This is a genomic window from Ruminococcus albus AD2013, from assembly GCF_000526775.1.
GTDB lineage: Bacteria > Bacillota > Clostridia > Oscillospirales > Ruminococcaceae > Hominimerdicola > Hominimerdicola alba_A.
Map to the genome: position 1 here is coordinate 2643641 of NZ_JAGS01000001.1, position 26893 is coordinate 2670533.

A 26893-nucleotide genomic window follows, 5' to 3' on the forward strand; every position below is an offset into this window, starting at 1 on the left:
TGCCTATCTAATTATACTACACCAATTTATATTTTATTCAGCTATTTTATGAACAAATTATTTTCATATAAAACGCGCATAACTAAACCGATAGCCCCTTCCATATTCAGCAAATCGCGCATGACATAAAAAGACCCGAAGACTTTCGTCATCGGGTCATATCCGTTATTAAAAACGATCTTAGCCGAGCTTCTTAGCAAGCTGAGACTTCTTTCTTGCAGCGTTATTCTTGTGCAGAATACCCTTTGTGCAAGCCATATCGACCTTCTTGATAGCGGTTCTAACTACCTGCTCCTTATCAGCAGCATTGTTAGCAACAGCAGCATCAGCCTTCTTCAGAGCAGTCTTAAGATCGGACTTGATAGCCTTGTTTCTCAGGGTCTTCTTCTCGATGACCTTAACTCTCTTCTTTGCAGACTTAATGTTAGGCATTATGGACACCTCCCTCAATGTATAAAATCTCGCTTATCAGGATAAGCTATCCGCAGACTGAGAGGAAATGCGGATAACAGATTTGGCAAGCTTACTAAAATAGTGTAACACATTTTTCTCCCAATTGCAAGGGGTTTTCAAAAAAAATTCCGCAAATTTTCGGAACTTTATTTGTACATATTGTTTAAATCTACAATATTTCTACAGGAAAGAAGGCACTTAAATGAAAGACCTACGCACCGACCTTGCAGTTGAAGCCGCCCGCAGGCTGTCACTAAGCCGCGACCTTGAAGGCGTATCCCGAAAAATAGATATCCTGTCTGATGCACAGCTTGAGATCGCAGATATCACGATAGAGACTTCTGCCGCAGCCAACGAACTCTGCCGACCCAAGGGACGGTATGTCACCCTGAAAGCCATAGACAGCACTTTTGAGAATTTCTGTCCCTGCCGCGACAGCCGTATACAAACCATAGCAAACACCTTGCGAAGTCTTGCGGTCGGAGCCGAGCACATACTTGTGGCTGGTCTTGGCAACAGACATCTTACCGCCGATGCACTTGGTCCGCTGACGGTGGATAAGATATTCGCCACCAGACATATCAAGCGTCTTGCCCATGAACTGGACACCGACGAACTGACGGAAGTATCGGCTATTGAAACAGGTGTGCTTGGACAGACTGGCATAGAGTCTACCGAGCAGATCAAAGCCCTGTGTGAAGCCGTTCAGCCTGACCTTGTGATAGCTGTTGACGCTCTCGCCTGCTGGGATCTGGATCATCTCGGGCGGACGATACAGATATGTGACACAGGCATATCTCCGGGCAGCGGTGTTGAGAATTCCCGCAAAGAACTTTCCCGTGCGACCCTCGGCGTGACCTGCATAGCTATCGGCGTTCCAATGGTGGTAGACCTTGCGTCAGCCGCCGAGATGATATTCGGCAGACCCGCCCCCGATGGCAGTGAGCGCATGACCGTCACCCCGGGAAGCATAGACAAACTTGTGAAATCAGCAGCGGGGTATATCGCTGAGGGGATAAATCTTGCTTTTCAGAAAAACATGACCCTTGAGGAACTGAGAAGCTTGTCTTAATTCATAATTCACAACACTAAAAGCGAAGCGTTAGTGTGTTCATTAATTGTTGGCAGGGCGGTAAGGTAGCTGGGCTTAGGATAGAATGCCAAGGAGAAGAGCTTTGGGTCAAGCCTTTCGCGAAAGGCTTGCGGGAAGCACGAGGGGCAGAGCCTCTCGGTCAAGGCGCAAAAGCGACGTGGCAACTTTCAAAGCAATAGCAGACTATCTTCCGACCCAAAAGGCGCGGGCAACTAAATCCAGAGCGTGGACAATCAAACGTCCACGTTCTTTCTATGTCCGTGAAATATTGCCCGCGCCCGAAATCGGACAGCGACAGCGAATCCGATTTCTCGACCCGAACGGAGTGAGGGGCGACCTTCCCGCAGTCCGCCAGACAGAAATAAAATGTTCCACGTAGAACATTTGTTTTATAGACACATTACAAAAGCTAAACGCTCCGTATTCACAAGACATAGGTTATGTTGCTATCGACCCCGAAAGCGAGGACTGCAACTTCACACGCAGTCCGTCAGACAGAAATAAAATGTTCCACGTGGAACATTTGTTTTGTAGCTGCAACGCAAAAGCTAAACGCGCCGTATTCACAAGACATAGGTGATGTTGTTGCCCTATCGACCGAAACGGAGAGAGTCGCGAAAACCGCAATAATCGGCAAGTCTTTGCCTGACACTGCATTGTCGTAAAATCCCGCAAAAGCACGTACTTAAACGTTGTCGTAACAGTGATGCGGATAGCTAAACTTTACTTGTATTCACAATTATAGAGTAGTATAATATAGTTGAATATTATAGTGTTGGGAGGCAAGCACATGAAAATGTCATTCCGCTGGTACGGCACGGGAAACGACAGCATTACGCTCTCGCAGATACGGCAGATACCCGGCGTCAGTGAGATAGTCTGGGCACTGCATGAAAAGCAGCCCGGCGAAGTCTGGGAAAAATCTGAGATACAGGCTGTCAAGAACGAACTGGACAAGTACGGCTTCGGCATGAGCGTTGTGGAATCGGTGAACGTACACGATGATATAAAGACCGCGGGGGCAAACCGCGATCTCTACATAGAGAACTACAAGCAGACGCTCAGAAATTTAAAAGATTTCGGTGTGAAAGTAGTCTGCTATAATTTCATGCCTGTTTTCGACTGGACGAGGACAGACCTTTTCCACCCTCTGCCCGACGGTTCAACTGCGCTTTATTACGAAAAAAGCAAGATAAAGCAGGATCCCGAGGAGATGGCAGCCTATATCCTGAAAGAGACTAAAGGCTACACCATGCCCGGCTGGGAACCCGAAAGACTGGCAAATCTGAAAGAGCTTTTCGCCCTTTACAAGGACGTTGACAAGGAAAAACTCTGGGAGAACCTGAAATACTTCCTTGAAGAGCTTATGCCCGTTTGCCACGAGTGTGATATCAAAATGGCTATACACCCCGATGACCCGCCCTGGGATATATTCGGGCTTCCACGCCTGCTGACCGATGAATCAGCTGTGGAACGTTTCCTTAAAATGGTAGATGACCCATACAACTGTCTGACACTTTGCTCGGGCTCACTGGGTTCAAATCCCGATAACAATGTAGCTGACATAGTGAGAAAGCACTGTGACAGGATAGCCTTTGCGCATATCCGCAACGTCAAGCATTTCGATAACGGAGATTTCAGCGAAACCTCTCACCGCGACTGCGACGGTGATGTAGGCATACTGGATATCATCAAAGCATACCACGACGGCGGTTTTGACGGATATATCCGCCCCGATCACGGCAGACACATATGGGACGAGAAATGCCGTCCCGGCTATGGGCTGTATGACAGGGCGCTGGGCATAATGTACATACTCGGTGTATGGGATATGCTGGACAAGCTGAACGAAAAATAAGCAAAACAACGGGTGTTCCGCAGAAATGGGGGACACCCTTGACATAATGGATATAACGATCTATCACAGTTACAGAAAGGTAAAATATGGATAACACAAAACGAGCGTTTATGGATAAGGATTTTCTTCTGGATACCGAAGAAGCACGTATACTGTTCCATAAGTACGCAGAGGATATGCCTATAATCGACTATCACTGCCACATCGACCCGAAGGATATCGCCGAGGACAGGAACTTCGACAGCATAACCGAACTCTGGCTAGGGGGTGACCACTACAAGTGGCGTGCAATGCGTCAGTGCGGTATAGCCGAGAAGTACATAACAGGCAAAGAGGACAGCCGCGAGCGTTTCAGGCTCTGGTGCAGAACGCTTTCACAGGCTGTGGGGAGTCCCCTTTATCACTGGAGTCATCTGGAATTGCAGAGATATTTTGACTGCACTCTTCCGATATGCGAAAAAAACGCGGACGAGATATTCGACCTGTGCAATGCAAAACTGCAAAGCGGCGAACTTTCAGCAAAGAAGATAATAGGTATGTCGAAAGTAAGGGTCGTAGGCACTACCGATGACCCCTGCGACGATCTGAAGTGGCACAAAGCCATAGCAGAGGATAAAAGTCTCGGGTGCAGGGTGATACCCACATTCCGACCGGACAAGGTACTGCTTATAGAGGACGGCGGATTCGGGGATTATGTCAGTGCGCTCGGAAAAGCAGCGGGAGTTGATGTTAACAGCTTTGAGAACTTGAAAAAAGCGCTGTCCACGAGGATAGACTTCTTTGCAGGCATGGGCTGCAAAAGCAGTGACCAGAGCACGGTTATGTTCCCCTGTGACCGCATAAGTGAAGCGGAGTGTGAGCGCATTTTCCGCAAGGGCATGGCGAATGAAACCGTCACCGAGGAGGAAAGGCTGAGCTTCATAACCGAGGTCATGCTGTTTCTCGGCAAAGAGTACCGCCGTCACGGCTGGGTGATGCAGCTCCATTTCGGCGTTGCGAGAAATTCCAACAGCCGTATGTTTGAAGCTGTCGGCAGAGATACGGGATTCGACCGCATACACAGCGATGCCCCCATAGAGAGCCTTGCGGCTTTTCTTGATGAACTTGACAAGACCGACAGTCTGCCGAAAACAGTGCTTTACAGCCTTGACCCTTCGATGAACACAGCCCTTGATGTGCTGGCGAAGTGCTTCAATGATGAGGGCGTGTGCGGCAAGGTACAGCACGGCGCGGCTTGGTGGTTCAATGATAATCTGGGCGGCATGAAAGATCATCTGCGCAGTTTTTGCGAGCAGGGCGTACTGGGCAATTTTATCGGTATGCTGACGGATTCGCGGTGTATGCTTTCATACACAAGACACGAATATTTCAGGCGGATACTCTGCGCATTTATAGGCAGACTTTGTGCCGACGGCGAGCTGTATTGGGATGAAGAAAACCTGGGTGAGATAGTGAAAAACGTCAGCTTCAATAACGCCATGAAATTTTTCGGAATGGAATAAAAGAGGTACATGATATATGGATAAGATAGTTGAAGAACTTAGTAAGATAGGCATAATCCCCGTGGTAGTCATCGAGGACACCGAAAAAGCCGTGCCGCTGGCAAAGGCATTGTGCGAGGGCGGTCTGCCTGCGGCTGAGGTGACTTTCAGGACAGCGGCGGCTAAGGACGCAATCGAAGCGATGTGCATAGCTTGCCCCGAGATGATAGTCGGTGCAGGTACAGTGCTGACGGTAAAGCAGGCTGAGGACGCACTTGCGGCAGGAGCAAAGTTCATCGTTTCACCGAATTTTGATGAAGCAGTTGTGAAGTTCTGCCTTGAAAGAAAAGTTGCGGTACTGCCCGGCATAGCTACGCCATCAGAACTCGGAAAGGCAGTGGCTATGGGGCTTACGGAGGTAAAGTTCTTTCCTGCTGAACAGGCTGGAGGACTTGCCATGATAAAGGCGATGGCGGCACCCTTCGGCGGTGTGAAGTTCATGCCCACAGGCGGACTTAACACCAAGAACATCGGGGAATATCTCGATGCCCCCGAGGTCATAGCCTGCGGCGGTAGTTTCATGGTGAACAAGGAATGGATAGCTGCGGGAGATTTCGGCAAGGTTCGCAAAGCGACCGAAGCGGCTGTGGACATCATGCTGAAAGTAAGGTATGTCGGGGTAGATGAAGAGGGTGCAAGCGTATTTGCCGCTAAAAAGCCCGAGAGGACATTATACCACATGGCACGCAGAGGTCACATCAGCGCAGAAGCTTCAGGCGTACAGATAATTCGGGGGTGACGTAATGAAAGTAGTAACTTTCGGCGAGATACTGCTGAGACTTTCACCCGAAGGACACAAGCGCTTTTTGCAGGCAGAAGGCTTTGATGCGGTGTACGGCGGCGGTGAAGCGAATACCGCGGTATCGCTGGCACAGTTCGGGTATGATGCTAAATTCATAACAAAACTGCCCGACCACGAGATAGGTCAGGCAGCGATAAACACCCTGCGTCAGTACGGTGTGGATACTTCTGACATACTGCGAGGCGGGAACAGGATAGGTCTGTATTATCTGGAAAAAGGCGCGGCACAGCGTCCCTCAAAGGTGATATATGACAGGGCAGGTTCGTCCGTAGCGGGGGCTAAGGCAGAAGAATTTGACTGGGAAAGACTGCTTTCAGGGGCTGACCTATTCCATATCACAGGCATTACTCCCGCACTTTCAGCTGAATGTGCAAAGGCTTCACTGGAAGCTGTTAAGACGGCGAAAAGGCTGGGCATAACTGTCAGCTGTGATATTAATTTCCGCCGCAAGCTTTGGGATAAGGATACCGCAGGAAAGGTAATGGCGGAGATACTTGAATATACCGACATCTACATCGGAGGACGAGATCAGGCTGAGGAACTTTTCGGAATACCGACCAATGCCCGCGATGACAGCGACTATGAAGCATACAAGGCGGTGGCTGAAAAGCTGAAAGAGCGTTTCGGCTTAAAGAAAGTAGCAATAACCCTGAGGACTACCCTTTCATCGGACGAGAACAAGTGGGCGGCGCTGTTGTATGACGGTGAAAAACACTGTTTCAGCCGTGAATACCGCTCGCTGATAGTTGACAGAGTAGGCGGTGGCGACAGCTTTTCCGCAGGGCTGATATACGCCCTCGGTGAGGGCATGGATACACAGTCAGCAGTGGATTTTGCGGCGGCGGCTAGCTGTCTGAAACTCTCGGTGGAGGGTGACTGCAATATCATGAGTGTTGACGAAGTGAAGTCGCTGGCATTCGGCGGCGGTTCGGCACAGGTACAAAGATAAGGAGATAATCATGAAGCTATCAACGGAAAGCATTGTTAAAAACCGTCAGGCATGGAAAGACAAAGGCTTCATCATGCCCGAATACGATACGGAAGCTGTAAAGAGAAAAACCATGGAAGCACCCCGTTGGATACATTTCGGGGCAGGAAATATCTTCCGCGGCTACATAGCCTGTTTACAGGACGAACTGATAAAGACAGGTGAATCCGACAGCGGTATCATCGCAGTGGACAGCTTTGACACAGAGACGATTGAGAAGATATACGACCCCTTTGATGACCTTGTACTGCTGGTTGGTCTGCGGGCGCAGGGCGAAAGATATCTGCGGGTGATAGGCAGTATAGGCGGTGCGCTGTGCGCTAAGGGCGAGGGTTTTGCACTGCTGAAAAAGTATGCAGAGAGCGACTCTTTGCAGATGATATCATTCACCATCACCGAAAAGGGCTATGCTGTAAAGGACATGAACGGCGAGGTCTTTCCATTTGTGAAAGAAGATATCAAATCAGGTCCCGAGGGCGAACTAAACTCCGCTATGGCGATAATCGCATCACTGCTTTATGCGAGGTTCAAAGCTGGTGAAAAGCCCATAGCACTGGTCAGCATGGATAATTGCAGCCGAAACGGCGACAAACTTCGTGATGGTGTTATGTTCACCGCCAAGGCATGGGCTGAAAACGGTCTGGCGAGCGATGACTTTATCGCTTATCTGGAAAGCGGCAAGGTAAGCTTCCCATGGTCGATGATAGACAAGATAACTCCCCGCCCCGACAGCGGCATATGTGATGAACTCACCGCCATGGGCATTGAGGGAATGCAGCCTGTAAAAACTTCCCGCGGAACTTTCATAGCGCCTTTCGTAAATGCTGAGATGCCCCAGTATCTGGTGATAGAGGACGATTTCCCCAACGGCAGACCGCCCCTTGAAAAAGCAGGGGTATACCTCACCGACCGCAAGACCGTTGACCGTGCCGAGAAGATGAAGGTCATGACCTGCCTGAACCCTCTGCATACGGCACTGGCTGTTTTCGGCTGTCTGCTGGGTCACAAAAAGATCGCCGAGGAAATGGCAGACGATGACCTCAGAAAGCTGGTGTATGATCTGGGCTATAATGAGGGCTTGCCTGTTGTGGTAGACCCCGTTATTATCCGCCCCGAGGTTTTTCTCAAAGAGGTTCTTGAAGAAAGACTGCCCAACGGCAATCTGCCAGATACACCCCAGAGGATAGCCACCGATACCAGTCAGAAGCTGGCTATACGCTTTGGCGAAACGATAAAAGCCTACGCCGAAAAAGGAACTTCGGGCGAACTGACGCTGATACCCCTTGTCATAGCGGCATGGCTGAGATACCTCACGGGTATAGACGACAACGGCGATGCCATGGAACTCAGTGCCGACCCCATGCTTGATGAGATGCAGAAAACCGTCCGCCCCGAGTGGTACGGAAATTCATGCGATGCGGATAAAGTACGTGCCGTGCTGACAAACAGCACCCTCTTCGGAACTGACCTTGTCAAAGCAGGGCTGGCAGACAAGATAATAACCGACCTCGATAAAATGCTGGCAGGCAAGGGCGCTGTGCGCAGTACCCTGAAAGAGAATTTAGGATAAAAAACAAGGTGTGTCCGAGCGGGCACACCTTTTGTTGTTATGTATTAATTATCATCTGCAATATGGAAATGCGCCCGACAGGAGTCGAACCTGCGGCCTTCAGAGTCGGAGTCTGACGCTCTATCCAGCTGAGCTACGGACGCGGAATTAATGAATAATGAATAGTATCAGTGCCGCCCAAGACGTTTTTTCGAGCACGGGCGGACACCTTTTCTATTCTGTTATATGGTCATGTTTATTATCTCAGCTTAGCACCGTTAGGCAGTGTCTGGTCGGGGAATATTACCCTTGCAGAACCATCGGGAGCATCTGCTGCGCAGATCATACCGTTGGATTCAACACCGCAGAGTGTAACTGGCTTCAGGTTTGCCACGATGATGACCTTCTTGCCGATTAGGTCTTCGGGCTTGTACCATGCAGCTATACCGCTGACTACCTGTCTGCCGCCGAAACCGTCATCAAGCTGTAGGCAAAGGAGCTTCTTGGACTTCTTTACCTTCTCACATTCCTTGACCTCTGCCACTCTAAGCTCGACCTTTGCAAAGTCATCAATGGTTATCTGCTCGGAGAGAGGAACAGGCTCAAATGCGTCAGCAGCTTCTTCAGCCGCAGCAGCTGCTGCCTGTGCAGCCATCTTAGCCTCAGCTTCTTCCATGAACTTAGCTGCGTCGATTCTTGCGAACAGCGGAACAGGATCGCCCACACTGCTGCCGACTTTCAGTCCGCCGAATTCCTTCAGGCTGTCAAGGCCCTTTATATCTGTGCCGATCTGTGCGAGTATCTTCTCGCTTGTCTCGGGCATGAATGCTTCGAGTATAACACCCAGGAAACGGATAGTTTCAAGCAGGTTGTAAAGAACAGTGGAAAGTCTGCCGAACTTAGCTTCGTCCTTGCCCAGTACCCACGGCTCGGTCTCATCGATGTACTTGTTTGCACGTCTTGCCAGTGTCATTATAGCTTCCATAGCGTCAGCCATACGGTACTGGTCGATAAAGTCAGCCACCTTCTTGGGAGTTTCTTCTGCCAGTGCGATAAGCTCGTCATCAACAGGCTCTTTCACCTCGGGCTGACGTATCTCACCGCCGAAATACTTCTTAGTCATGGCAACAGTTCTGTTCACCAGATTGCCCAGAGTATTTGCAAGGTCGGAATTGTATCTCTCGATAAGTGATTCGTAAGTTATTGAACCGTCACCGTTAAGACCCATCTCGCTAAGCAGATAGTATCTTGCGCCGTCAACGCCGAAAGTATCAACAACTTCATCAGCATAGATAACATTGCCCTTGGACTTGCTCATCTTGTCCTCACCGAAGAGTATCCAGTTGTGACCGAAGAGCTTCTTGGGTATCTCAACGCCCAGTGCGTGGAGCATGATAGGCCAGTAGATAGAATGGAATCTCATTATATCCTTGCCGATAACGTGGCAGTCGCAGGGCCAGTACTTCTTGAACTGCTCACTGCTGCCGTCGGGATCGTAGCCCAGTGCTGTAATATAGTTTGAAAGCGCATCTATCCATACGTAGATAACGTGCTTGGGATCAAATGTAACAGGTATCGACCATGTGAAAGTAGTTCTGGAAACACAAAGGTCCTGGAGACCGGGCTTGATGAAGTTGTTGAGCATCTCCTTCTTGCGGCTCTCGGGAACGATGAAATCGGGGTGTGTCTCGATGTAATCTTCCAGCCACTGCTGATACTTGGAAAGCTTCAGGAAGTATGCTTCCTCATGTGCGGGCTTTACTTCACGTCCGCAGTCGGGACATTTGCCGTCAACCAGTTGTGACTGTGTCCAGAAGCTCTCACAGGGCACGCAGTACAGACCCTCGTAAGAACCCTTGTAAATATCGCCCTGCTCATAGAGCTTGTTGAATATCTTCTGAACTACTTTTTCATGCTGTTCATCGGTAGTTCTGATAAAGCCGTCGTAAGAGATATTCATGCACTTGCAGATATCCTTTATCTCGCCTGCGACCTTGTCAACATGCTCCTTGGGAGAGATTCCCTCTTCCTTAGCAAGACCCTCTATCTTCATACCATGCTCGTCCGTACCTGTAAGGAAGAACACATCATAGCCCTGCATTCTCTTGAAACGAGCGATAGCATCGGTGAAAACTACCTCATAAGTATTGCCGATATGCGGTTTTTTAGACGCATACGCAATAGCTGTTGTTATATAAAACTTCTCTTTCTCCATAAAAAAGACCTCCTGTCAAGAATGTCACTATATTATTATAGCACATTATAAAACCAATTGCAAGCTTTTTTTGTCGGATACTGCGGAAACAATCGGGAGAAAACAGAAAGGCGGACAGAATGCCAAGGAGGAGAGCTTTTGGTCAAGCTTTTCGCGAAAAGGTCCTCGGGCGGACGGCTCGATTTCGCGGCAGAAAAAGTGTGACAACCACAAACATCGCCGCGAACCAAAGCGCGCGGTCAAGCCTCGCGCTAGCAGGCTTGCGAGGATGTTTGCACAGTCAACTTTGTTGACTGTTGGCGGCGCCCTCAATCACCAAGGCACATACCAAAATGCACAACATACTACAAGAGCGATACGAACTCATACCGAACAATGCGCGGGCATACCAAAACATACGAGCGTGTACCAAAGTATACGACCGTATCTTCTGGTATGCGTAAAATATACCCGCGCATGAAATCGGACAGCGAAGCGAATCGATTTCTCGACCCGCAAGGGGCGACATTGTCAACCGCAGTCCCTCTGATAAGAACGGGGTATTCTCAGTACGTTCATTAAATGCATACTTGCTTTTTAGAACGCACTGCGGATTAGTCGCCCCTCACTTTGTTCGGGTCGAGCCGTCAAAGGCGCTATCGCTGTTTGACGGCGGGCGCGGGCAATTTTTACGCACTAAGTTTGTGCGTGTAGGATTTTTTTGTTCACGCTCGGAATTTTCGGGATTGCCCGCGCCGTGTGGTCGGAAGATAGTCTGCTATTGTTTTGATTGTGTTTACGTCACTTTTGCGCCTTGATGCGAGGGCTCTGCCCTCGCGCTCCCGCAAGCCTGCTGGCGCGAGGCTTGACCGCGCGCTTTGTTTCCTTGGCATATCTTATCACTTACCTGCATTTATCTCAATCCTTTGCCCACAAAAAAAGAGCGGCACAAAACCGCTCTTTTTTCTTATGTTATTGGGATCAACCCATTACTACCTCAACTTCATGAGTAGAACCTGCTTCAAATACAGGCATTACGTTGCCGTTGATCTTGGTACCGTCAACAGTTACCGCCTTGATGCCCTTGCATACGTGGTCGGGGTTCTTAACGGTGATGTTGTAGGTGTTGCCACGGAACTTTCTGGTGATGTTGAAGCCGTCCCAAGCAGAAGGAATGGAAGGATCGATCTTCAGACCATCGAAGTCAGGCTGTACACCCAGAATGTACTGAGAGATAGCTACCATGTTCCATGCAGCTGTACCTGTCAGCCATGAGTTCTTGCCCTGACCGAAGTTCTTGCCGGGTCTGCCGATATCGGAACCTGCGTCCTTACCGCCGATCATCTGACCGTATACGTAAGGCTCGGTCTTGTGGATATCAGAAGTCTCCTCTGTGAAAGCAGGAGCGATCTCGGAATAGTACTTGAATGCCTGATCGCCCTCACCTGCATAAGCAGCAGCGCAGATTATCCATGCGTTGTTGTGTGTGAAGATACCTGCGTTCTCCTTATATCCGCCGGGATATGTGGAGATCTCACCGTACTGGATATAGTACTTGGAGAATGCGGGATTGTTCAGTACCAGACCGAACTTGGTATTGAGTCTTTCATCGATAGCAGCAAGAGTCTTCTTGTCAGCGCCCTGCTCCTTACCGATCTCTGACATGATAGCGAAGCCCTGGGGCTCGATGAATATCTGACCCTCTTCGCACTCCTTGGAGCCCATCTTCTCGCCGTTAGCGTCATAAGCTCTGAGGAACCAGTTGCCGTCCCATGCAGATTCCATAACGTTCTTCTTCATCTTGTCGATCTCAGCCTGAGCAGCAGCAGCTTCGTCGTCCTTGCCCAGATGCTTGAGGATAGATACGTAGTTAGGACCTGCATATGTGAACAGAGTTGCAACCATTACAGACTCAGCTACCTTGGAGTAGCCGCCCTCAGCTGCGAACTTGGGATTGGTGTATGTCTGGAAGCTCTCACCGGGAGTATCGGAGTAGCATGACAGGTTGATGCAGTCGTTCCAGTCAGCACGCATTGCGAGAGGCAGACCGTGAGGACCGAGGTTGTTTACGATGTGATAGAATGATACCTTCAGGTGATCCAGCATAGGCTGAGCCTTGGATTCATCGTTATCGTAAGGAACCATCTCATCGAGGATGCCCCAGTCGCCTGTCTCCTTGATGTATGCGGAAACAGAAAGTATCATCCACAGCGGGTCATCGGAGAAGTCGCCGCCGATATCGGAGTTGCCCTTCTTGGTGAGTGGCTGATACTGGTGATAGCAGCCGCCGTCGGGAAGCTGAGTGGAAGCGATATCGATGATACGCTCTCTTGCTCTGTCAGGTATCTGGTGAACGAAGCCGAGAATATCCTGGTTGGAATCACGGAAGCCCATGCCTCTGCCGATACCTGACTCAAAGTAGGAAGCAGAACGTGAAAGGTTGAATGTAACCATGCACTGATACTGGTTCCAGATATTTACCATACGGTCAACCTTGTCATCGGGAGTAGCAACGTTGAGTATGCCGAGAAGAGCGTCCCATGAAGCCTTGAGTTCAGCAAGACCTGCGTCTACCTTTTCAGGAGTATTGAACTGCTCGATCATAGCCTTAGCCTTGACCTTGTTGATAGTCTTGCCGTCAGCTTCAAACTTCTGATCTGCGGGCATCTCAACATAACCGAGAACGAATATCAGAGTCTTGCTCTCGCCTGCTGCAAGGGTGATCTCCTTGTAGTGTGAAGCGATAGGTGACCAGCCGTCAGCGAAAGAATCGGTAGCCTTGCCGGCCATTACAGCCTGAGGATCGTTGAAGCCGTTGTACAGACCGATGAAAGAATCACGATCGGTATCATAGCCGTCGATGCTGTCGTTTACAGAGTAGAAAGCGTAGTGATCGCGTCTGTCTCTGTACTCGGTCTTATGATAGATAACAGAGCCGTCTACCTCTACACGGCCTGTTGAGAAGTTTCTCTGGAAGTTTGTGCAGTCGTCCTGAGCGTCCCACAGACACCACTCTGCGAAAGAGAACAGCTTGAAAGTCTTAGCTGCACCGCTCTTGTTAGTGAGAACAAGCTTCTGAACCTCACCGTTATAGTTATTAGGTACAAAAAATGTAACCTCAGCCTCCAGACCGTTCTTTTCACCCTTGATGATAGTGTAGCCCATACCGTGACGGCAGGTGTAAGCATCAAGTTCGGTCTTAACAGGAGACCAGCCGGGGTTCCATACTGTACCGTTATCGTTGATATAGAAATATCTGCCGCCCATATCGATAGGCACGTTGTTGTAACGGTAACGTGTGATCCTTCTCAGTCTTGCGTCCTTGTAGAAGCTGTATCCGCCTGCTGTGTTGGATATAAGGGAGAAGAACGCCTGAGAGCCCAGATAGTTTATCCAAGGGTAAGGAGTTCTTGGTTCGGTGATGACGTATTCCTTGTTCACGTCGTCGAATTTTCCGAATTTCATTGGTTTTTCCACCTTTCCATTATTTTTATACTAAGTCACCGTCCCATGGGGACAGATCCTATGATATCATTCTCGCTGTGGTTTCGGGTATATCTGTGAATATGCCCCGCTGCTCCAGCATACATACATTAATTTTCTGTCCCGCACCGCGATGCTGAAATTTTCAGCGCCGACAGGACGGGTCTTATTTCTGACAGCAGCCGTCAGGTCAGAGCCTTCACCCATATGGTGCATACCCTCTGACGGCACAGGATCGATCTCGTCAAAGACCTCTGCAGCCGCTTCATAAGCGATATAGGCATTTCGGTAGAGCGTTTTTTCGTCAGAGGCATCTGCGCCTATCTCACGAACTCTGTCAACTTTCCCGATGTCATCTTCCGTAATTTTAACTGTGACCTCAGCATTTACCTTGCCGAAGGGCAGATTTTCCGGGGATACTTTTACCCGAAGTGTGACGCTTGTCACACCGTCGTCTGCGGATACTGCCGCAGGCGCATAGTATTCCGTTTCCGCCTTTCCGGGATAGTACTCATTGAACAGTCTTGACCGTGGAGAAACAATTCTCAGATTTTCGGATATCATCTCATCGGCGGCATCGCTGTCGCCGTCCGCAAGGACATCCAGCCATTTTTCAAAAACAGCTTTAGCGATGGTTATCATGTCGTCCTTTTCGGGCGTTTCCGATTCCTCTTCCGTGAGTATCTCATCATCCGTGGTCAGTTTATCCGTATCTGCCGAAGATACCGTATCGGGTATCTCCGCATCGTCCCACTCACATCCTGATGCCGACAGCGCAAAAACTGCCGCAGCTGCTGCCGTAAAAAGCTTTTTTACTCGGTATAGAACCTCTGCCAGCATTTGAACGTTTCGCCTTTTTTCAGCTCACAGTAACCTGTGATATCATCGCTGAGCGAAAGGTTCGCGGAGTTTATCATGGCAGTCATAGGCTCGGGGCAGAAGTAACCCTTATCGCCGTTGTCGTTCCACATATTCCAGAACCTGAATTCCTTGGATACTTCGTTGAGCAGCGTGTGACCGCTCTTGGTATCCTTTACGATGACGCCGTTGAAAGGCTTGTTCTTGTAGCTGTTCATTACAGCTGTATACATATCGTTGTCAAGTGGCTGACCTGTGGGCACCTTGGTGCCGTCCTTGTACTCCTTGTCCCAGTCTGCCAGAGGCAGCAGCATCTCGGTAGGCAGACATCTCCTGTTCAGCTCGCATTTTTCGCCGACAGGAACACAGAGTCTCAGATCAGCCTCATCACCGCCGTCTTTCAGCGGTGCATTTATGCAGGTGTGAGTGCATATCGAAACAGGCAGAGCCTTATCAGCATTTGAAGTCAGATATATATCCTGTCTCAGCCCTTCAGGAGAGAGGGTGAATGTGTAGGATATCTTGAAATCCAGCGGGAAGTACTGATACATCTCATCATTCTCATCGAAGACGTAGGATGTTATCAGAACACATTTGCCGTTTTCTTCGGTATAACATTCTATCTCATGTTCGCGCTTATGAACCCATCCATGAATGAAATTATCAAACAGGGGCTCATTTATCGGCAGTTCATACACTGCATCGGAAGTCTTGATAACGCCTTTATCAAAGCGGTTAGGCAGATAAAGCGTAGGCAGGCCCCATATCTCGCGCTGTTCCTCAATCGTTTTCATCGATATGAATTTACGGAATTTAAATATTTCCAAATCGTTTTCGTCATCTCTGAATCTCAGCACCGAAGAACCCACGGAAGGGGCGATAACTGCGGTGTATTTGCCTGACTGCATCTTTACGCAGTCTTTACCCTTGAACGTATAATTCAAGTCGATCTTATTCACTTCTTACTCTCCTCACTTTGCGTAAGAGGGCGCATTTACCCTCCTGTAACCTCATATAGCAATCATTATATCACACTTGATATGATTATTCAAGTGCTTTTAATTATTTTTGCACATTTAGATAATTTCACCCCCCCTGTTTTGAACAACTTTACAACGAAACTTAAACGTTTACGGAAACATTAGTTTGTTAAGCAGAAATAATTTAATTTTATATCATATTCACTAATAGTTTTGCCATATTTTTCCTATCCAAAAGATTTTAAAACAGATTTTCCGACAATGTTCTTGCATCGAAAAAACAAATTATACAATTATTATTGACATTTATCCGAAAATATGTTAAAATATCCATGAATAAAATTTTTCGCAGAACAGACTGCAAAAAGATCAAAGTAAACGATATAGTCGGTTTTTGAACAATTCAAAAAGGAGTGCATAATGTGAATATTTTCAAGAAGCGGATAACCTCTGTTTCAACAGCGCTGATGCTGTCGATATCCGTATTTTCGGGGCTCCCCGCAGGTGTGCTGAAAGCTGACGCAGCAGCGGTCTATGACCTTGTGATAGATAATGTTCGGGTCGATTCAGCAAACTGCAAAGACATACTCGGAAACGGCGTTTTCAGATATGAACCGAGTACGCAAACACTTATTATAAACGGTGATTACGGCGAAAAGAACAATACGATCGTAGACAGCGAAATAGACGGACTTACCGTAAACGTTATCGCTGATTCAAATTTAAAGGGCTCATTCTCTTTCAGTGCCGATACAACGATAACAGGCGCGGGCAAGCTATCGCTTGAAAACTACGATTCATACTATGCAATTGCGGTACACCACGAAACATCGCTGAACATTACCGATGCCAATTTAGATATCGGCGGCATTTACGCCATCATCGGCTATGACGAATACGAAAAAGGCATTTATGTGGAAAACTCTTTCCTCACTGCGCACGGAGAAGAAGCGGCAGTAAAAGATTTCGATTACGTCTCACTCACCAAATGCACCCTTACTAAACCTAATGACGGCTTATACGGCGGAGGTGGGATATATAACAGCGATGCGATCACCTATGCCTTTGATGTAAGGATAATCCCCTCCTACGATCTCTGGATAGATTCAAAACAGGCAAATGCCGATAACTGCGATGATATCCTCGGGAACGGCAAATTCTACTATGATCCCGACCACAGGGTGCTCGGCGTAGCGGGAAATATCGAACATAGCTCTGACGAGGAACTGATATACAGTATGGTTCCCGATCTCACCATAGATTTAGTCAAGGACATCGAGATGTCCGGATATATCGCCCTTTACGGCGACACCACCATAATGGGCGACGGCTCACTGACTATACGCTCAAATAATGAGACCTGCATACGCAACGAACACTGCAAACTTACCTTTGACAATATTCGGGTATCTGCTTATGGCAACGTGGGTATAGGTTCGCCATCAGGCACGATAGAAGTCATCAACTCGGATATAACAGCAACAGGCAAAGAACAGGCGATAGCTTTCAAAGACGGCGGTTTCAGCCTTACTGACAGCATTATCACCGAGCCGACTCCTTCTCTTGTGGGCACCGATACTATCTATGACAGCTCTTCCGAAAAAGCAGATTTTGTCAAGATAAAAAAGACCGTATATAAATCGGGCGATGTAAACGGCGACGATATTGTAAATATAACCGACATCACACTTACAGCCGCACAGGTCAAGGGCAAAAAGATGCTCAGTACCGAACAGAAAAACAGAGCAGATGTCAACAGCAGCGGTTCGGTAAATATTACCGATATCATTATGATAGCCGCTCATGTAAAAGGAAAGAAGTTACTCGTATGATCGTATGAAGAAAACCGCAGGAACGGGGTGATGATAATGAGCAGCGATAAAAATGACCTTATAAAGCAGGCAGAGAAACACGCAGAAACTAAGCTTGAAAAGATCAGACAGGATAGGGCAGAACGCACTAAGCGCCTGAAAAGAACGGGCATCATACTCATTATCGCCGCAGTGCTGCTGATATTCACAACGGTCACGATTCTCCACTTGTGAGCCGCATCAGAAAAAGTTCAAAAGACAATATATCGGCACGCGGAGATGAGTTCTCTGTGTGCCGATATTTTTATCCCAACGGTATACGACCTCATACGAAAACATACGACCGTATTTTTTGGTATTGACTTTGATATCCGATCATGCATAATTATTTACAAAGTTCACTTTTGCTGTTTATTGACACAGTCATGCACCTATGCTAGAATGATATCGTAAACAATAAAAAAGAGGAGGTCGATACATATGAACAAGAAGATCCGCAAACTGCTCATCATCATAGCCGTCGCAGTCCCGCTGCTGGTATTCGCACTGATGCTCTGGCTGGCATCTTTCGTTATGACAGGCAAAAGGCAGACCATCGATGAGGCTATGCAGTGGCAAACCGAACACTATGACTTCTCATTCTACGAAAAACTTGAAAAAACCGATTACACGATCAAAAGCTTTGACGGTTACGAACTTCACGTACAATTTCTTAAAAATCCCACACCAACGGATAAGTATATCATTATATCCCACGGATACACCGATAACCGTATGGGAGCGCTCAAATACGCACCCATGTACCTGGAACTGGGCTACAACTGCATCATCTACGACCTGCGTGGTCACGGTGAAAACGAGCCAACTTTCACGACCTACGGCATACGCGAGGGTGAGGATATATATGAGCTTGTAAAAGATACCCGCTCACGTTACAGCGATATATCACAGCTTGGTCTCCACGGTGAATCGCTGGGCGCCGCTTCCACCGCAGCTTCGATGAAATATCATCCCGATGTGGATTTCGCCGTTGCCGACTGCGGTTTTTCGGATATCGACAATGTTCTGCGGGGAGCTTATAAGTACTATCATATGCCCGAATTCTTCGTTGACCTGGCAGACCTCGGAGCACGGATACGGTACGGCTATTCTCTCAAAAGTATGCGTCCGATAGATTCTCTTGACGATAACGAAGTGCCTATGCTGTTTATCCACGGTGCAGATGATAATTTTATCCTGCCGAAAAATTCCGAGGATATGGCAGCCCGCACCAGGGGCAGAAGCGAGGTGCACTATATAGAAGGTGCAGGTCATGCAAATTCCATACTTACCGATGCCGAAACATACAAGGCATATGTAAAGGAATTTCTGGAAAGTTTATAATAATCATATATAAAGCGGATATTTTCGGGATATCCGCTTTTTTCAGCCACAAAAAACCGACCCGCATCAAGCAGGTCGGTAAAATTTATGCTATTACCTATTTATCGGGTCTGGTCTCGGTCACTCTGTCGATAACTATAGTCAGCACATTGCATATTAGTATAGCTATCAGCATACTTTCTTGATGCATACCGGCAAAGAATCTGAACACACAGGTCAGACCGCCCGCAAGTATGCCGAAGATCACCTTTCCCAGCGCAGTTATCGGAGTAGTCACACTGTCACTGCAAAGGAAGAACGCCGCAAGCATTGTTCCTCCCGCAAGTATCTGATAGACACCGTCCTTGCCCGCTACCGCCGAGAAGATGTATACAGTTCCCAGAAAAGCCACAGGCTCATAAAGAGATATCACTCTCATCGAAAGCAGATAGAAAGCACCGGTCAGCAGTGCTATTACCGATACTTCACCAAGACCTCCGCATACTCTGCCAAGGAACATATCGCCGTAAGTATCCACGCCGGACATCAGCGACAACTCGCCGACGCATTTCTCATCAGGCGAATTTACAACAGGCTCAAGATACTTACTGAATTCTGAACGGAACAGGAACCAGCATACAAGTCTTGATGCCACCGCAGGATTTAAAATGTTCCTGCCCAGTCCGCCGAAAAGCTGCTTGAACACAACTATCGCCATAAACGTACCAACAGCGGCCCACCAGAACGGGAAGTTCGATGGCAGCATGAAAGCGAATATCATGCCCGTTACCGCCGCAGAAAGATCTTCCGTACTGCTCCTCTTTTTGGTCACAAAGCAGAACAGCCATTCCCACAGCATCGATGTAAGTATGCAGAAACCTGTCAGCATCAATGCCTCTCCGCCGAAGAGTATCCCCGAGAGGACAAGAGAAGGCATCAGCCCTACCAGCATATGTGTCATCGTCTTTGATACCGAAGCATCATCTTTGATATAAGGTGCGGAAAACTGTTTGAACTCCGCCACCTCAGGTCTGAAATCCGTCATGACTGTTCACCTCCCTTTCCGCTGAATATCTCCGCAGCCTGTCGCATAACTTCGTTCAGTTCACGCTTAGCAGGACATATATACGTACACGAACCACAGCCTATGCACAGATCGGGTCGCAGTCTTTCAAGTGTCGCCTTGTTCCTCTTTTTAAGAGCTTTCTCGATCTTCATGGGCATCAGCTTAGCAGGACAGGCCTGTGCGCATCTGCCGCATTTTATACAGTTTGTAGCTTTTTCGGAAGTTTTGAGCGAACCCTTGCCCGCCTCGATAGGCTTCATAAATATCAGTACTGCGCTGTCTTCAGCACCAAGCGGCAGCTCTGTATCCGTCACCGATCTTCCTGTCATCATACCGCCGATTATCAGCTTTTCAGCAGGCTTGATGTTAGCATCAGCAAATGCAAGCAAAGCTGAAAGCGGAGTGCCGATCGGGGCTCTCATTATGCAGGGAGTCTTTACCAGGTCTCCGTCCACCGTTACTCTTCTCTCAACGAATGGCATACCTGTTTCAAAGTATGAAGCTATGAATGCCACCTCGGAAGGCAGCAGTACCAGAACATTTTTTTCCGCTGCCGTCTCCGTCGGCTTTATCCCACGTCCCGTTACATTGTTTACAAGCATCAGGTCTGACCCGCCGGGATGATCGCACCTGAGTTTGACCGTCGTGGTATCAGGCACCTTTGCAGACACCTTTTCCATTGCCGCAAAAGCTTCCTTGCAATCCGATGCCACCGCGATATAAGTTTTTCCGATACCCATAAGCTTTTCGGTCAGCGCTATACCCGCAGCTATAAGCTCACCATCATCAAGCATACACCTGTTTTCAGCTGTAAGATACTGCTCGCTCTCAATGCCGTTGACTATCATCACATCGGCGCTCTTTGCCTTTTCGAGCTTTTCGCCCGCAGGGCTTCCCGAAGCCTTTACAGCCGCGATGAAGCTCTCTTTGTCTTCAGCACGCGGTATCTTTACAGCCGCGTCCTTCTGTTCTTCGTCAGCCTTTATGACCACAGCTTCAAAGCTGCCATCAGGGCCTACGATAGTCCTGATCTCCTCGACCTTGCCCGAAACAGATGCGTGAACAGCCTTTTCACCGTCGCATATACTGTTTCCGCGGAGCACCCACTGCCCCGTCCTCACCGATGCCTTACAGCCCGCAGGCAGCGGAACCGCTACCCTTTCGGGAGTCGGAAGCGCTATCGTAAGGCTTCTGTCGGTGTTCTTTTCTCTGTCGAGAAAAATACCTTTGATCTTCAAATTATCACTCCTTAACCCGTGGAAGAAATTTGTACGAACTGTCTCACTTTGTCTTTACTTTTGCCAAATAATATGATATAATGTCTGTGTATCTAGTCCGGAGCTTCTACCGAACTTGAATTCTTTGCATTCCTCAGCATGAATTCACATTCTGCGATGAATGCCCTGAGCTCGGGATTCTTTTCAGTCGGTATCTCAAAACCGTTGACCTTGACATCGCGGCTCTTCTGTATAAAAGATGAGATGTTGTCCGGCGCGGCTGAAAGCACGCGGTTAGTCCGCTGAAGAGCATCATCAAAATCCATAGAGAAAAGCTTGTCACTGTTTTTCGGATTTTCACGGTATATCGTCCTGAAGATCATATATATCACAAGTTTCAGACAATTGTTGGTCCCCGTCAGCAGCCTGTCGCTGTTTCCGTTTCCGACCAGCATATTAAGCAGTTCAAAAGAGATATCAGCGCTGCAGCCATTTGGAAAATCACTCAGATTATAGTCATTTTCCTCGCTGCCGAATATCATCTCGTAAGGCACCTTGTAGTACCTTATAAGTGATATTATCTGCGCCGTGCAGACGCTTTTGCGTCCGCGTTCGACCAAGGACAAAAACGACTGCGACATACCCGTTGCTTCCGCAGCCTGCTTTTGCGTTATCCCCATCAGCAGTCGGGCTCCTCTGAGCCTTTCACCGACCTGCTGAAGATACTGCTGAGTTTTGTCTGTTTTCATACCAATACCTACTCCCGAGAATTTAATACCCAGCGCCATCGGGAAGCCTCAGCGTTTGGTATATCAAGACAAATAGTGCGACAACGGTCAGTATAGTAAAATACACAAACCGACCGCACTTCCATTATACAACAATTTTCACTATTTGTAAAGTGAAAATAAAGATTTATTTAAGGAGAATTTCCATGAAGGGTTACAGGATAGCATTTATACGCCATGGCATTACCGAAGCCAACGAAGACGGCAGATATATCGGCACTACCGACCTGCCGCTGAGCAGCGCGGGTGCGCAGGAACTTTTTGACAAGCTGGAAAAGCTGGATTATCCTAATCCGCAGAAAGTATATATATCACCCTTAAAGCGCTGCAAGCAGACCGCAAGCATAATTTATCCCAACTGCTATACAGTAGAACTTCCCGAACTGCGTGAGATGGATTTCGGCAAATTTGAAAACAAAAAAGCCGAGGAGCTTATGGATACTCCCGAATATAAGCAGTATATCAAGGGCGGACTTGACAATCCTCCTCCCGGGGGAGAATCCGCAAGAGATATGGTGAACCGCTGTTATGAAGCTATAAAGATCATCATTTCCGATATGATGTATGAGGGGCTGACTTCTGCGGCAGTAGTCACACACGGCGGCATAATAATGAATATGCTTAGCTGTTTCGGAGTACCCAAGCGCCGTCCTATGGATTATGCCTGTGATTTCGGCGAGGGCTTTGAAGTGCTTGTCACCGCTTCCATGTGGCAGAGGTCGGAGGCATTCGAGGTGCTGGGAAGATATCCCGACCGCGACCCCGACGAAAACAACGGAAGCTTCTACGATGAGGAGGAAGGCGAATAATTTGGATACTGCAAATGTATTGGATATCGAAAACGATATCGAAGAAGTTCCCATTTCACCTGATGACGATAATAAACCACTGTCGAACGCCGATATAAGGCACCGTGCCACCCGAAGGATAGCCAGCCGAAGCGGCGACAGCATATCACTGATGATATACCAGTTCTCGATAATCGCGCTTATACTTCTCTGCGAAGCAACACTTTATCTTCTGCTGCGCAGTGTGGGATATACCTGGCTTTACAGCATAAAGGAGCTTATCTCATTCAGGGGAACGACATGGCTTTTCTGGATAAGCAAGACCATGTTTGAATTCACGCTGGTATCGCCTTTTTTCAGTCTGGTAAGAAGACTTTACCTTGATATAGCCATGGGGAACGATCTCTCAGAAACCAGGAAATATGTTGCGGCACATTCCGTTAAGTATTACAGCAGCTCTTTCTATGCGGCATTCATACAGCTGGTATTAAAGCTGATAGCTATATCACCCGCACTTATCACGGCATACAGCGCCCGCTACTGGATACAGGTAATAAGGCTCAGCGAACTGACCTCGGGAGCACTGCTTTCGCTGATGGCATCCCTCAGCATGACGGCGGTCTGGCTGTTCCTTGCGATACGTTATTATATATCCCTGGCCCTTGCGCCCTATATCATGGCGCTGAACCCCCGTTCAAACGTCTACGATGCCTGCGACCTTTCTATAAGGCTGATGGACGGCAAGCACGGTCGCTATATGTCGTTCATGGCTCATTTCATAAAGTTTATCCCCGCCATGCTGCTGGTCTATCCGTATCTGGCGATATATCCTTATTTCAAGGTCAGCTATTCCTTGTTCGTCCGCGAGCTTCTCGGGGACAGAAATCAGGATAAGCTGCCGGGTATGATAAAAAGATGGAAGAAATATATGTAAGAACACTTACCGTCACGCAGGAGGAAAACGGCGCGACGGTAAAGGATATACTCCGCGGCAGAGGCTTTTCACGCCGTCTGCTGACAAGGCTGAAAAACTCTCAGGGGATATGCCTTGACGGCGAGAAAGTGAGAGTGACAGTCCGCGCATCCGCAGGGCAGAAAATAACAGTCACCGAACCTGCCCAGACTGTCCCAGACCCTAATCCCCTGCTTGAAGTCCCCGTGCTTTATGAAGACGGGGACGTTATAGTTTTTGACAAGCCCGCGGATATGCCCGTCCACGAATCCATTAATCACCGAGGCGATACCCTTGCCAACTTTTTTGCACACCGCTGCAAAGGGCTGACATTCCGCACCGTCAACCGCCTTGACCGAGATACCGCAGGCTGTGTCTGCGTGGCAAAAACTCGCTATGCCGCAAATGCCCTATCAGGCAGCATAAGCAAGGTATACTGCGGACTGATACCGCCTACAAAACTCAGCGGCGGACGAGTATGCGCACCTATCGCAAGAGAACGCGAATCCGTTATACTGCGCTGTGTCAGGGAGGACGGCAAATATTCAGCCACCTGCTGGCAGGTCATCGAAAGGCGTGAAAACTCAGCACTGTGCAAATTTCTGCTTGAAACAGGACGAACCCACCAGATAAGGGTGCACATGGCACATATCGGTCTGCCGCTGATAGGCGATGAGATGTACGGCGGCGACTGTTCGGAAAGAAAAGGACAGGCACTCATGTGCAGTGAGATAAGCTTCATATCGCCCGAAAGCGGAGAAAGAGTCACCGTAAGATCAAACAGAAGGCTCTGATATCTTCAATACCCATTCATTAAATATATTCCCCCGGAGGTCATATAATGAAACCAATATTTTTGTGCGGCTTTATGGGCTGCGGTAAAAGCACTGTCGGAAAGATACTTGCAAAACGGCTGAAATGCCGCTGTATCGACCTTGACGACTATATCGAAGAGCAGGAGGGCATGACTATCCCCGAGATATTCGAGCAGAAAGGCGAACCCTATTTCAGGGAAAAAGAAACCGAAGCCCTGGCGGCTTTCGGTGATATCGGCGGAGTCGTCGCAACAGGCGGCGGAGCGCTCTTATCCGATAAAAACGGCGAGACTGCAAAAAAATCGGGTATGGCTGTTTTTATCGATACCGATTTTAATGTCTGCTACGACCGAATAAAGGACGACCCTCACCGCCCAATAGCCGCCAGTTCCACCCGCGAACAGCTCAAAGCGCGTTATGACGACAGAAAGCCGAAATATCAGGCACATTCCCACTTTACAGTATCAGGCGGCTACCCTCCCCTTGTCATAGCAGTGAAAATAGAGCGTATGTACAATAAATTCATTAACGGCACAATGCCGATTCGGGAGGAAGATGATGGATAAACGTCTGCTGACCTGTGTATCGCTGTGCAAAGGGCGCGTTATAGCCGATATCGGAACCGACCACGGATATCTCCCCTGCTATATGGCGGCTGAGGGTCTGTGCGATAAAGCCTATGCCTGCGACGTTGCTGAGAAGCCCCTTGAAAGTGCCGCGGCACATATCACCGAGAACGGTCTTGAAAGCAAAGTCACACCCATACTTTCCTGCGGGCTTGAAAAAGTCCCTAATGACGGGCTTACAGATATTGTCATTGCGGGCATGGGGGGCGAACTGATAGTACGCATACTTGAAGACTGTCAGTGGCTGACATCTGCCAAACCCGCCATAAACCTGGTTCTTCAGCCCATGACAAAATGGGATACCCTCCGTGAATGGCTCTATTCAAACGGATTCGAGATCACAGCCGAAAAGCCCTGCATCAGCGGACGTTTCGTATACTCCGTAATGCAGGCGGTCTATACAGGCAAAACGCCCGAATATCCCTGTGACCTGAGATATCTTTTCTGCGGAAGAGTAAAAGCATCAGAGAATGACGGAAAAGAATACCTGCAAAGGCAGGCAGTTCGTCTTGAAGCCTGTGCAAAAGGAAAACAGGCTTCGGGAGACAGCGATACAGCAGGCGAAATGCTTGCACTTTCCAAAACGCTGCAAGCGGAATGCGAATAGATTTCAAAAGGAGCGATCGCATGAAAAACGGAATCATCCCCGATCCCAACGTTCTTCACCCCATAAAGGGCTACGATAAAGAGATCTACATAAAACCCGCGGTCACTTCAAAAAATATCATCGTCGGTGATTTTTCCTACATCGCCGACAGCGATTTTGAAAGCCATGTCACCCACCATTATGAATGGCTTGGGGACAAGCTGATAATCGGGAAATTCTGCCAGATAGCGGCAGGGGTGGAATTCGTCATGAACGGTGCTAACCACCAGATGAATTCGGTATCTACTTTCCCGTTTTATACCTTAGAAGGCTGGGATATGACACCTCCCGCCACCGAAGACCTTCCGCTTAAAGGCGATACCGTCATCGGCAACGATGTATGGATAGGGCAGAACGCAGTGATACTCCCCGGCGTACACATAGGCGACGGAGCGATAATAGGCGCGAACAGCGTTGTGGGCAGCGATGTTGAGCCCTATACCATCGTAGCGGGCGACCCCGCAAAGGTACTGCGCAAGCGTTTCGATGATGAACTCATCGGCTTGCTGCTTGCTTACAGATGGTGGGATAAATCCATCGAAGAGATCAACGTGCTTATCCCTCTGCTGACATCAAGCGATATCGAAAAAGTCAGGACGATCCTCAAAGAAACGTTATAATAGTTACCGAATTATAAAAAGGCTGAAAATTTTCGATTTGCCTATTGACAATTCTGCCGTAGAGTGCTATAATATTAAAGCTGCACGAAACACGGCGCAGAACGAGACGTAACTCAGTTTGGTAGAGTGCTTGCTTTGGGAGCAAGATGCCGCAGGTTCGAATCCTGTCGTCTCGATCTTCACAACAAAAAGCCAAATGTGAATAATTTGAAAACATTAAAAATTCCTATTGACATCGAGCGAAAGTTGTGATATAATAATTAAGTCGTCAGGAGAGAGACGGCGCCACGGAATACCGTTAATGATAATTAGCTGGTGTAGCTCAGTTGGTAGAGCAGCTGATTTGTAATCAGCAGGTCGGGGGTTCAAGTCCGTCCACCAGCTCCAGTTACATTCATTCGGG

The 26893-nt window shown here is 48.4% G+C and carries 23 protein-coding genes and 3 tRNA genes; 17 read left to right on the forward strand and 9 right to left on the reverse strand.

Features of this window, described 5'->3' with window-relative positions:
- Window positions 1-180: 180 nt before the first annotated feature.
- Window positions 181-432 (reverse strand): 30S ribosomal protein S20, encoded by a 252-nt coding sequence (rpsT, locus tag N773_RS0111730; protein ID WP_013496991.1) that lies wholly within the window; start codon window positions 430-432, stop codon window positions 181-183.
- A gap of 223 nt (window positions 433-655) precedes the next feature.
- Here rpsT and gpr point away from each other — a divergent pair, with 223 nt between their 5' ends.
- The 6 genes from gpr to N773_RS0111765 all read left to right on the forward strand — a co-directional run bounded on the left by gpr (window position 656) and on the right by N773_RS0111765 (window position 8305).
- Complete coding sequence (gene gpr / locus N773_RS0111735) at window positions 656-1525, forward strand: GPR endopeptidase (RefSeq protein WP_024857972.1); 870 nt, start codon at window positions 656-658, stop codon at window positions 1523-1525.
- A gap of 811 nt (window positions 1526-2336) precedes the next feature.
- Window positions 2337-3404, forward strand: coding sequence for a mannonate dehydratase (uxuA, locus tag N773_RS0111745; protein WP_024857974.1), 1068 nt, complete (start codon window positions 2337-2339; stop codon window positions 3402-3404).
- A gap of 86 nt (window positions 3405-3490) precedes the next feature.
- Complete coding sequence (gene uxaC, locus N773_RS0111750; protein WP_024857975.1) at window positions 3491-4906, forward strand: glucuronate isomerase; 1416 nt, start codon at window positions 3491-3493, stop codon at window positions 4904-4906.
- 16 nt (window positions 4907-4922) lie between these two features.
- The gene (eda, locus tag N773_RS0111755; protein ID WP_024857976.1) at window positions 4923-5684 is read left to right on the forward strand and encodes a bifunctional 4-hydroxy-2-oxoglutarate aldolase/2-dehydro-3-deoxy-phosphogluconate aldolase; all 762 of its coding nucleotides are present in this window, start codon (window positions 4923-4925) and stop codon (window positions 5682-5684) included.
- Between the two features lie 4 nt (window positions 5685-5688).
- Window positions 5689-6696 carry a sugar kinase gene (locus tag N773_RS0111760; RefSeq protein WP_024857977.1) on the forward strand — a complete coding sequence of 336 codons (1008 nt, stop codon included), beginning with the start codon at window positions 5689-5691 and terminating at the stop codon, window positions 6694-6696.
- 10 nt (window positions 6697-6706) lie between these two features.
- Complete coding sequence (locus N773_RS0111765) at window positions 6707-8305, forward strand: mannitol dehydrogenase family protein (RefSeq protein ID WP_024857978.1); 1599 nt, start codon at window positions 6707-6709, stop codon at window positions 8303-8305.
- 69 nt (window positions 8306-8374) lie between these two features.
- Here the strand turns inward: N773_RS0111765 and N773_RS0111770 are convergent.
- From N773_RS0111770 to N773_RS0111790, 5 genes are all read right to left on the reverse strand, one after another.
- Window positions 8375-8448 (reverse strand) — tRNA-Arg (locus tag N773_RS0111770).
- A 95-nt stretch (window positions 8449-8543) separates the two neighbouring features.
- Window positions 8544-10499 carry a methionine--tRNA ligase gene (gene metG / locus N773_RS0111775; protein WP_024857979.1) on the reverse strand — a complete coding sequence of 652 codons (1956 nt, stop codon included), beginning with the start codon at window positions 10497-10499 and terminating at the stop codon, window positions 8544-8546.
- Between the two features lie 960 nt (window positions 10500-11459).
- Window positions 11460-13943 (reverse strand): GH36-type glycosyl hydrolase domain-containing protein, encoded by a 2484-nt coding sequence (locus tag N773_RS0111780; RefSeq protein WP_024857980.1) that lies wholly within the window; start codon window positions 13941-13943, stop codon window positions 11460-11462.
- Window positions 13944-14009: 66 nt separating this feature from the next.
- A complete protein-coding gene (locus tag N773_RS0111785) occupies window positions 14010-14801 on the reverse strand; it encodes a hypothetical protein (RefSeq protein WP_024857981.1) in 792 nt (263 codons plus the stop codon).
- Window positions 14774-15778, reverse strand: coding sequence for an aldose 1-epimerase (locus tag N773_RS0111790; protein ID WP_024857982.1), 1005 nt, complete (start codon window positions 15776-15778; stop codon window positions 14774-14776). Before N773_RS0111790 ends, N773_RS0111785 begins: the two co-directional genes overlap by 28 nt.
- 443 nt (window positions 15779-16221) lie before the next feature.
- Here N773_RS0111790 and N773_RS0111795 point away from each other — a divergent pair, with 443 nt between their 5' ends.
- The 3 genes from N773_RS0111795 (at window position 16222) to N773_RS0111805 (ending at window position 18993) form a co-directional block, all read left to right on the forward strand.
- The gene (locus N773_RS0111795; RefSeq protein WP_024857983.1) at window positions 16222-17631 is read left to right on the forward strand and encodes a dockerin type I repeat-containing protein; all 1410 of its coding nucleotides are present in this window, start codon (window positions 16222-16224) and stop codon (window positions 17629-17631) included.
- 36 nt (window positions 17632-17667) lie between these two features.
- Window positions 17668-17844 (forward strand): hypothetical protein, encoded by a 177-nt coding sequence (locus N773_RS0111800; protein WP_155250888.1) that lies wholly within the window; start codon window positions 17668-17670, stop codon window positions 17842-17844.
- 246 nt (window positions 17845-18090) lie between these two features.
- The gene (locus N773_RS0111805; protein WP_051454283.1) at window positions 18091-18993 is read left to right on the forward strand and encodes an alpha/beta hydrolase; all 903 of its coding nucleotides are present in this window, start codon (window positions 18091-18093) and stop codon (window positions 18991-18993) included.
- 97 nt (window positions 18994-19090) lie between these two features.
- Here the strand turns inward: N773_RS0111805 and N773_RS0111810 are convergent, their stop codons facing one another.
- The 3 genes from N773_RS0111810 to N773_RS0111820 all read right to left on the reverse strand — a co-directional run bounded on the left by N773_RS0111810 (window position 19091) and on the right by N773_RS0111820 (window position 22004).
- Window positions 19091-20017, reverse strand: a complete 927-nt coding sequence (locus N773_RS0111810) for an RnfABCDGE type electron transport complex subunit D (RefSeq protein WP_024857986.1) — start codon at window positions 20015-20017, stop codon at window positions 19091-19093.
- Window positions 20014-21276, reverse strand: coding sequence for a 4Fe-4S dicluster domain-containing protein (locus N773_RS0111815; RefSeq protein ID WP_024857987.1), 1263 nt, complete (start codon window positions 21274-21276; stop codon window positions 20014-20016). The genes N773_RS0111810 and N773_RS0111815 overlap by 4 nt, the downstream gene beginning before the upstream one ends.
- Window positions 21277-21368: 92 nt before the next feature.
- Window positions 21369-22004 carry a helix-turn-helix domain-containing protein gene (locus tag N773_RS0111820; RefSeq protein WP_024857988.1) on the reverse strand — a complete coding sequence of 212 codons (636 nt, stop codon included), beginning with the start codon at window positions 22002-22004 and terminating at the stop codon, window positions 21369-21371.
- A gap of 185 nt (window positions 22005-22189) precedes the next feature.
- Here N773_RS0111820 and N773_RS0111825 point away from each other — a divergent pair, with 185 nt between their 5' ends.
- From N773_RS0111825 to N773_RS0111860, 8 genes are all read left to right on the forward strand, one after another.
- A complete protein-coding gene (locus N773_RS0111825; protein ID WP_024857989.1) occupies window positions 22190-22852 on the forward strand; it encodes a histidine phosphatase family protein in 663 nt (220 codons plus the stop codon).
- Window position 22853: 1 nt separating this feature from the next.
- Window positions 22854-23765, forward strand: coding sequence for a hypothetical protein (locus N773_RS0111830; protein ID WP_024857990.1), 912 nt, complete (start codon window positions 22854-22856; stop codon window positions 23763-23765).
- On the forward strand, window positions 23747-24577 hold the full coding sequence (locus tag N773_RS0111835; protein ID WP_024857991.1) for an RluA family pseudouridine synthase: 831 nt from the start codon (window positions 23747-23749) through the stop codon (window positions 24575-24577). Before N773_RS0111830 ends, N773_RS0111835 begins: the two co-directional genes overlap by 19 nt.
- A gap of 47 nt (window positions 24578-24624) precedes the next feature.
- Complete coding sequence (locus N773_RS0111840; protein WP_024857992.1) at window positions 24625-25164, forward strand: shikimate kinase; 540 nt, start codon at window positions 24625-24627, stop codon at window positions 25162-25164.
- Window positions 25157-25831 carry a tRNA (adenine(22)-N(1))-methyltransferase gene (locus N773_RS0111845; RefSeq protein WP_024857993.1) on the forward strand — a complete coding sequence of 225 codons (675 nt, stop codon included), beginning with the start codon at window positions 25157-25159 and terminating at the stop codon, window positions 25829-25831. Before N773_RS0111840 ends, N773_RS0111845 begins: the two co-directional genes overlap by 8 nt.
- Before the next feature lie 20 nt (window positions 25832-25851).
- The gene (locus N773_RS0111850; RefSeq protein ID WP_024857994.1) at window positions 25852-26490 is read left to right on the forward strand and encodes a CatB-related O-acetyltransferase; all 639 of its coding nucleotides are present in this window, start codon (window positions 25852-25854) and stop codon (window positions 26488-26490) included.
- Window positions 26491-26592: 102 nt separating this feature from the next.
- A tRNA-Pro gene (locus tag N773_RS0111855) sits at window positions 26593-26666 on the forward strand.
- A gap of 135 nt (window positions 26667-26801) precedes the next feature.
- Window positions 26802-26877, forward strand: a tRNA-Thr gene (locus N773_RS0111860).
- The last annotated feature ends 16 nt before the right edge of the window (window positions 26878-26893 follow it).

What these genes read in the sequence shown, in the direction of transcription:
- rpsT (WP_013496991.1), bottom strand. Translation starts at nt 432, where the DNA reads ATGCCTAACATTAAGTCTGCAAAGAAGAGAGTTAAGGTCATCGAGAAG.
- gpr (WP_024857972.1), top strand. Translation starts at nt 656, where the DNA reads ATGAAAGACCTACGCACCGACCTTGCAGTTGAAGCCGCCCGCAGGCTG.
- uxuA (WP_024857974.1), top strand. Translation starts at nt 2,337, where the DNA reads ATGAAAATGTCATTCCGCTGGTACGGCACGGGAAACGACAGCATTACG.
- uxaC (WP_024857975.1), top strand. Translation starts at nt 3,491, where the DNA reads ATGGATAACACAAAACGAGCGTTTATGGATAAGGATTTTCTTCTGGAT.
- eda (WP_024857976.1), top strand. Translation starts at nt 4,923, where the DNA reads ATGGATAAGATAGTTGAAGAACTTAGTAAGATAGGCATAATCCCCGTG.
- N773_RS0111760 (WP_024857977.1), top strand. Translation starts at nt 5,689, where the DNA reads ATGAAAGTAGTAACTTTCGGCGAGATACTGCTGAGACTTTCACCCGAA.
- N773_RS0111765 (WP_024857978.1), top strand. Translation starts at nt 6,707, where the DNA reads ATGAAGCTATCAACGGAAAGCATTGTTAAAAACCGTCAGGCATGGAAA.
- metG (WP_024857979.1), bottom strand. Translation starts at nt 10,499, where the DNA reads ATGGAGAAAGAGAAGTTTTATATAACAACAGCTATTGCGTATGCGTCT.
- N773_RS0111780 (WP_024857980.1), bottom strand. Translation starts at nt 13,943, where the DNA reads ATGAAATTCGGAAAATTCGACGACGTGAACAAGGAATACGTCATCACC.
- N773_RS0111785 (WP_024857981.1), bottom strand. Translation starts at nt 14,801, where the DNA reads ATGCTGGCAGAGGTTCTATACCGAGTAAAAAAGCTTTTTACGGCAGCA.
- N773_RS0111800 (WP_155250888.1), top strand. Translation starts at nt 17,668, where the DNA reads ATGAGCAGCGATAAAAATGACCTTATAAAGCAGGCAGAGAAACACGCA.
- N773_RS0111805 (WP_051454283.1), top strand. Translation starts at nt 18,091, where the DNA reads ATGAACAAGAAGATCCGCAAACTGCTCATCATCATAGCCGTCGCAGTC.
- N773_RS0111810 (WP_024857986.1), bottom strand. Translation starts at nt 20,017, where the DNA reads ATGACGGATTTCAGACCTGAGGTGGCGGAGTTCAAACAGTTTTCCGCA.
- N773_RS0111820 (WP_024857988.1), bottom strand. Translation starts at nt 22,004, where the DNA reads ATGAAAACAGACAAAACTCAGCAGTATCTTCAGCAGGTCGGTGAAAGG.
- N773_RS0111825 (WP_024857989.1), top strand. Translation starts at nt 22,190, where the DNA reads ATGAAGGGTTACAGGATAGCATTTATACGCCATGGCATTACCGAAGCC.
- N773_RS0111835 (WP_024857991.1), top strand. Translation starts at nt 23,747, where the DNA reads ATGGAAGAAATATATGTAAGAACACTTACCGTCACGCAGGAGGAAAAC.
- N773_RS0111840 (WP_024857992.1), top strand. Translation starts at nt 24,625, where the DNA reads ATGAAACCAATATTTTTGTGCGGCTTTATGGGCTGCGGTAAAAGCACT.
- N773_RS0111845 (WP_024857993.1), top strand. Translation starts at nt 25,157, where the DNA reads ATGGATAAACGTCTGCTGACCTGTGTATCGCTGTGCAAAGGGCGCGTT.
- N773_RS0111850 (WP_024857994.1), top strand. Translation starts at nt 25,852, where the DNA reads ATGAAAAACGGAATCATCCCCGATCCCAACGTTCTTCACCCCATAAAG.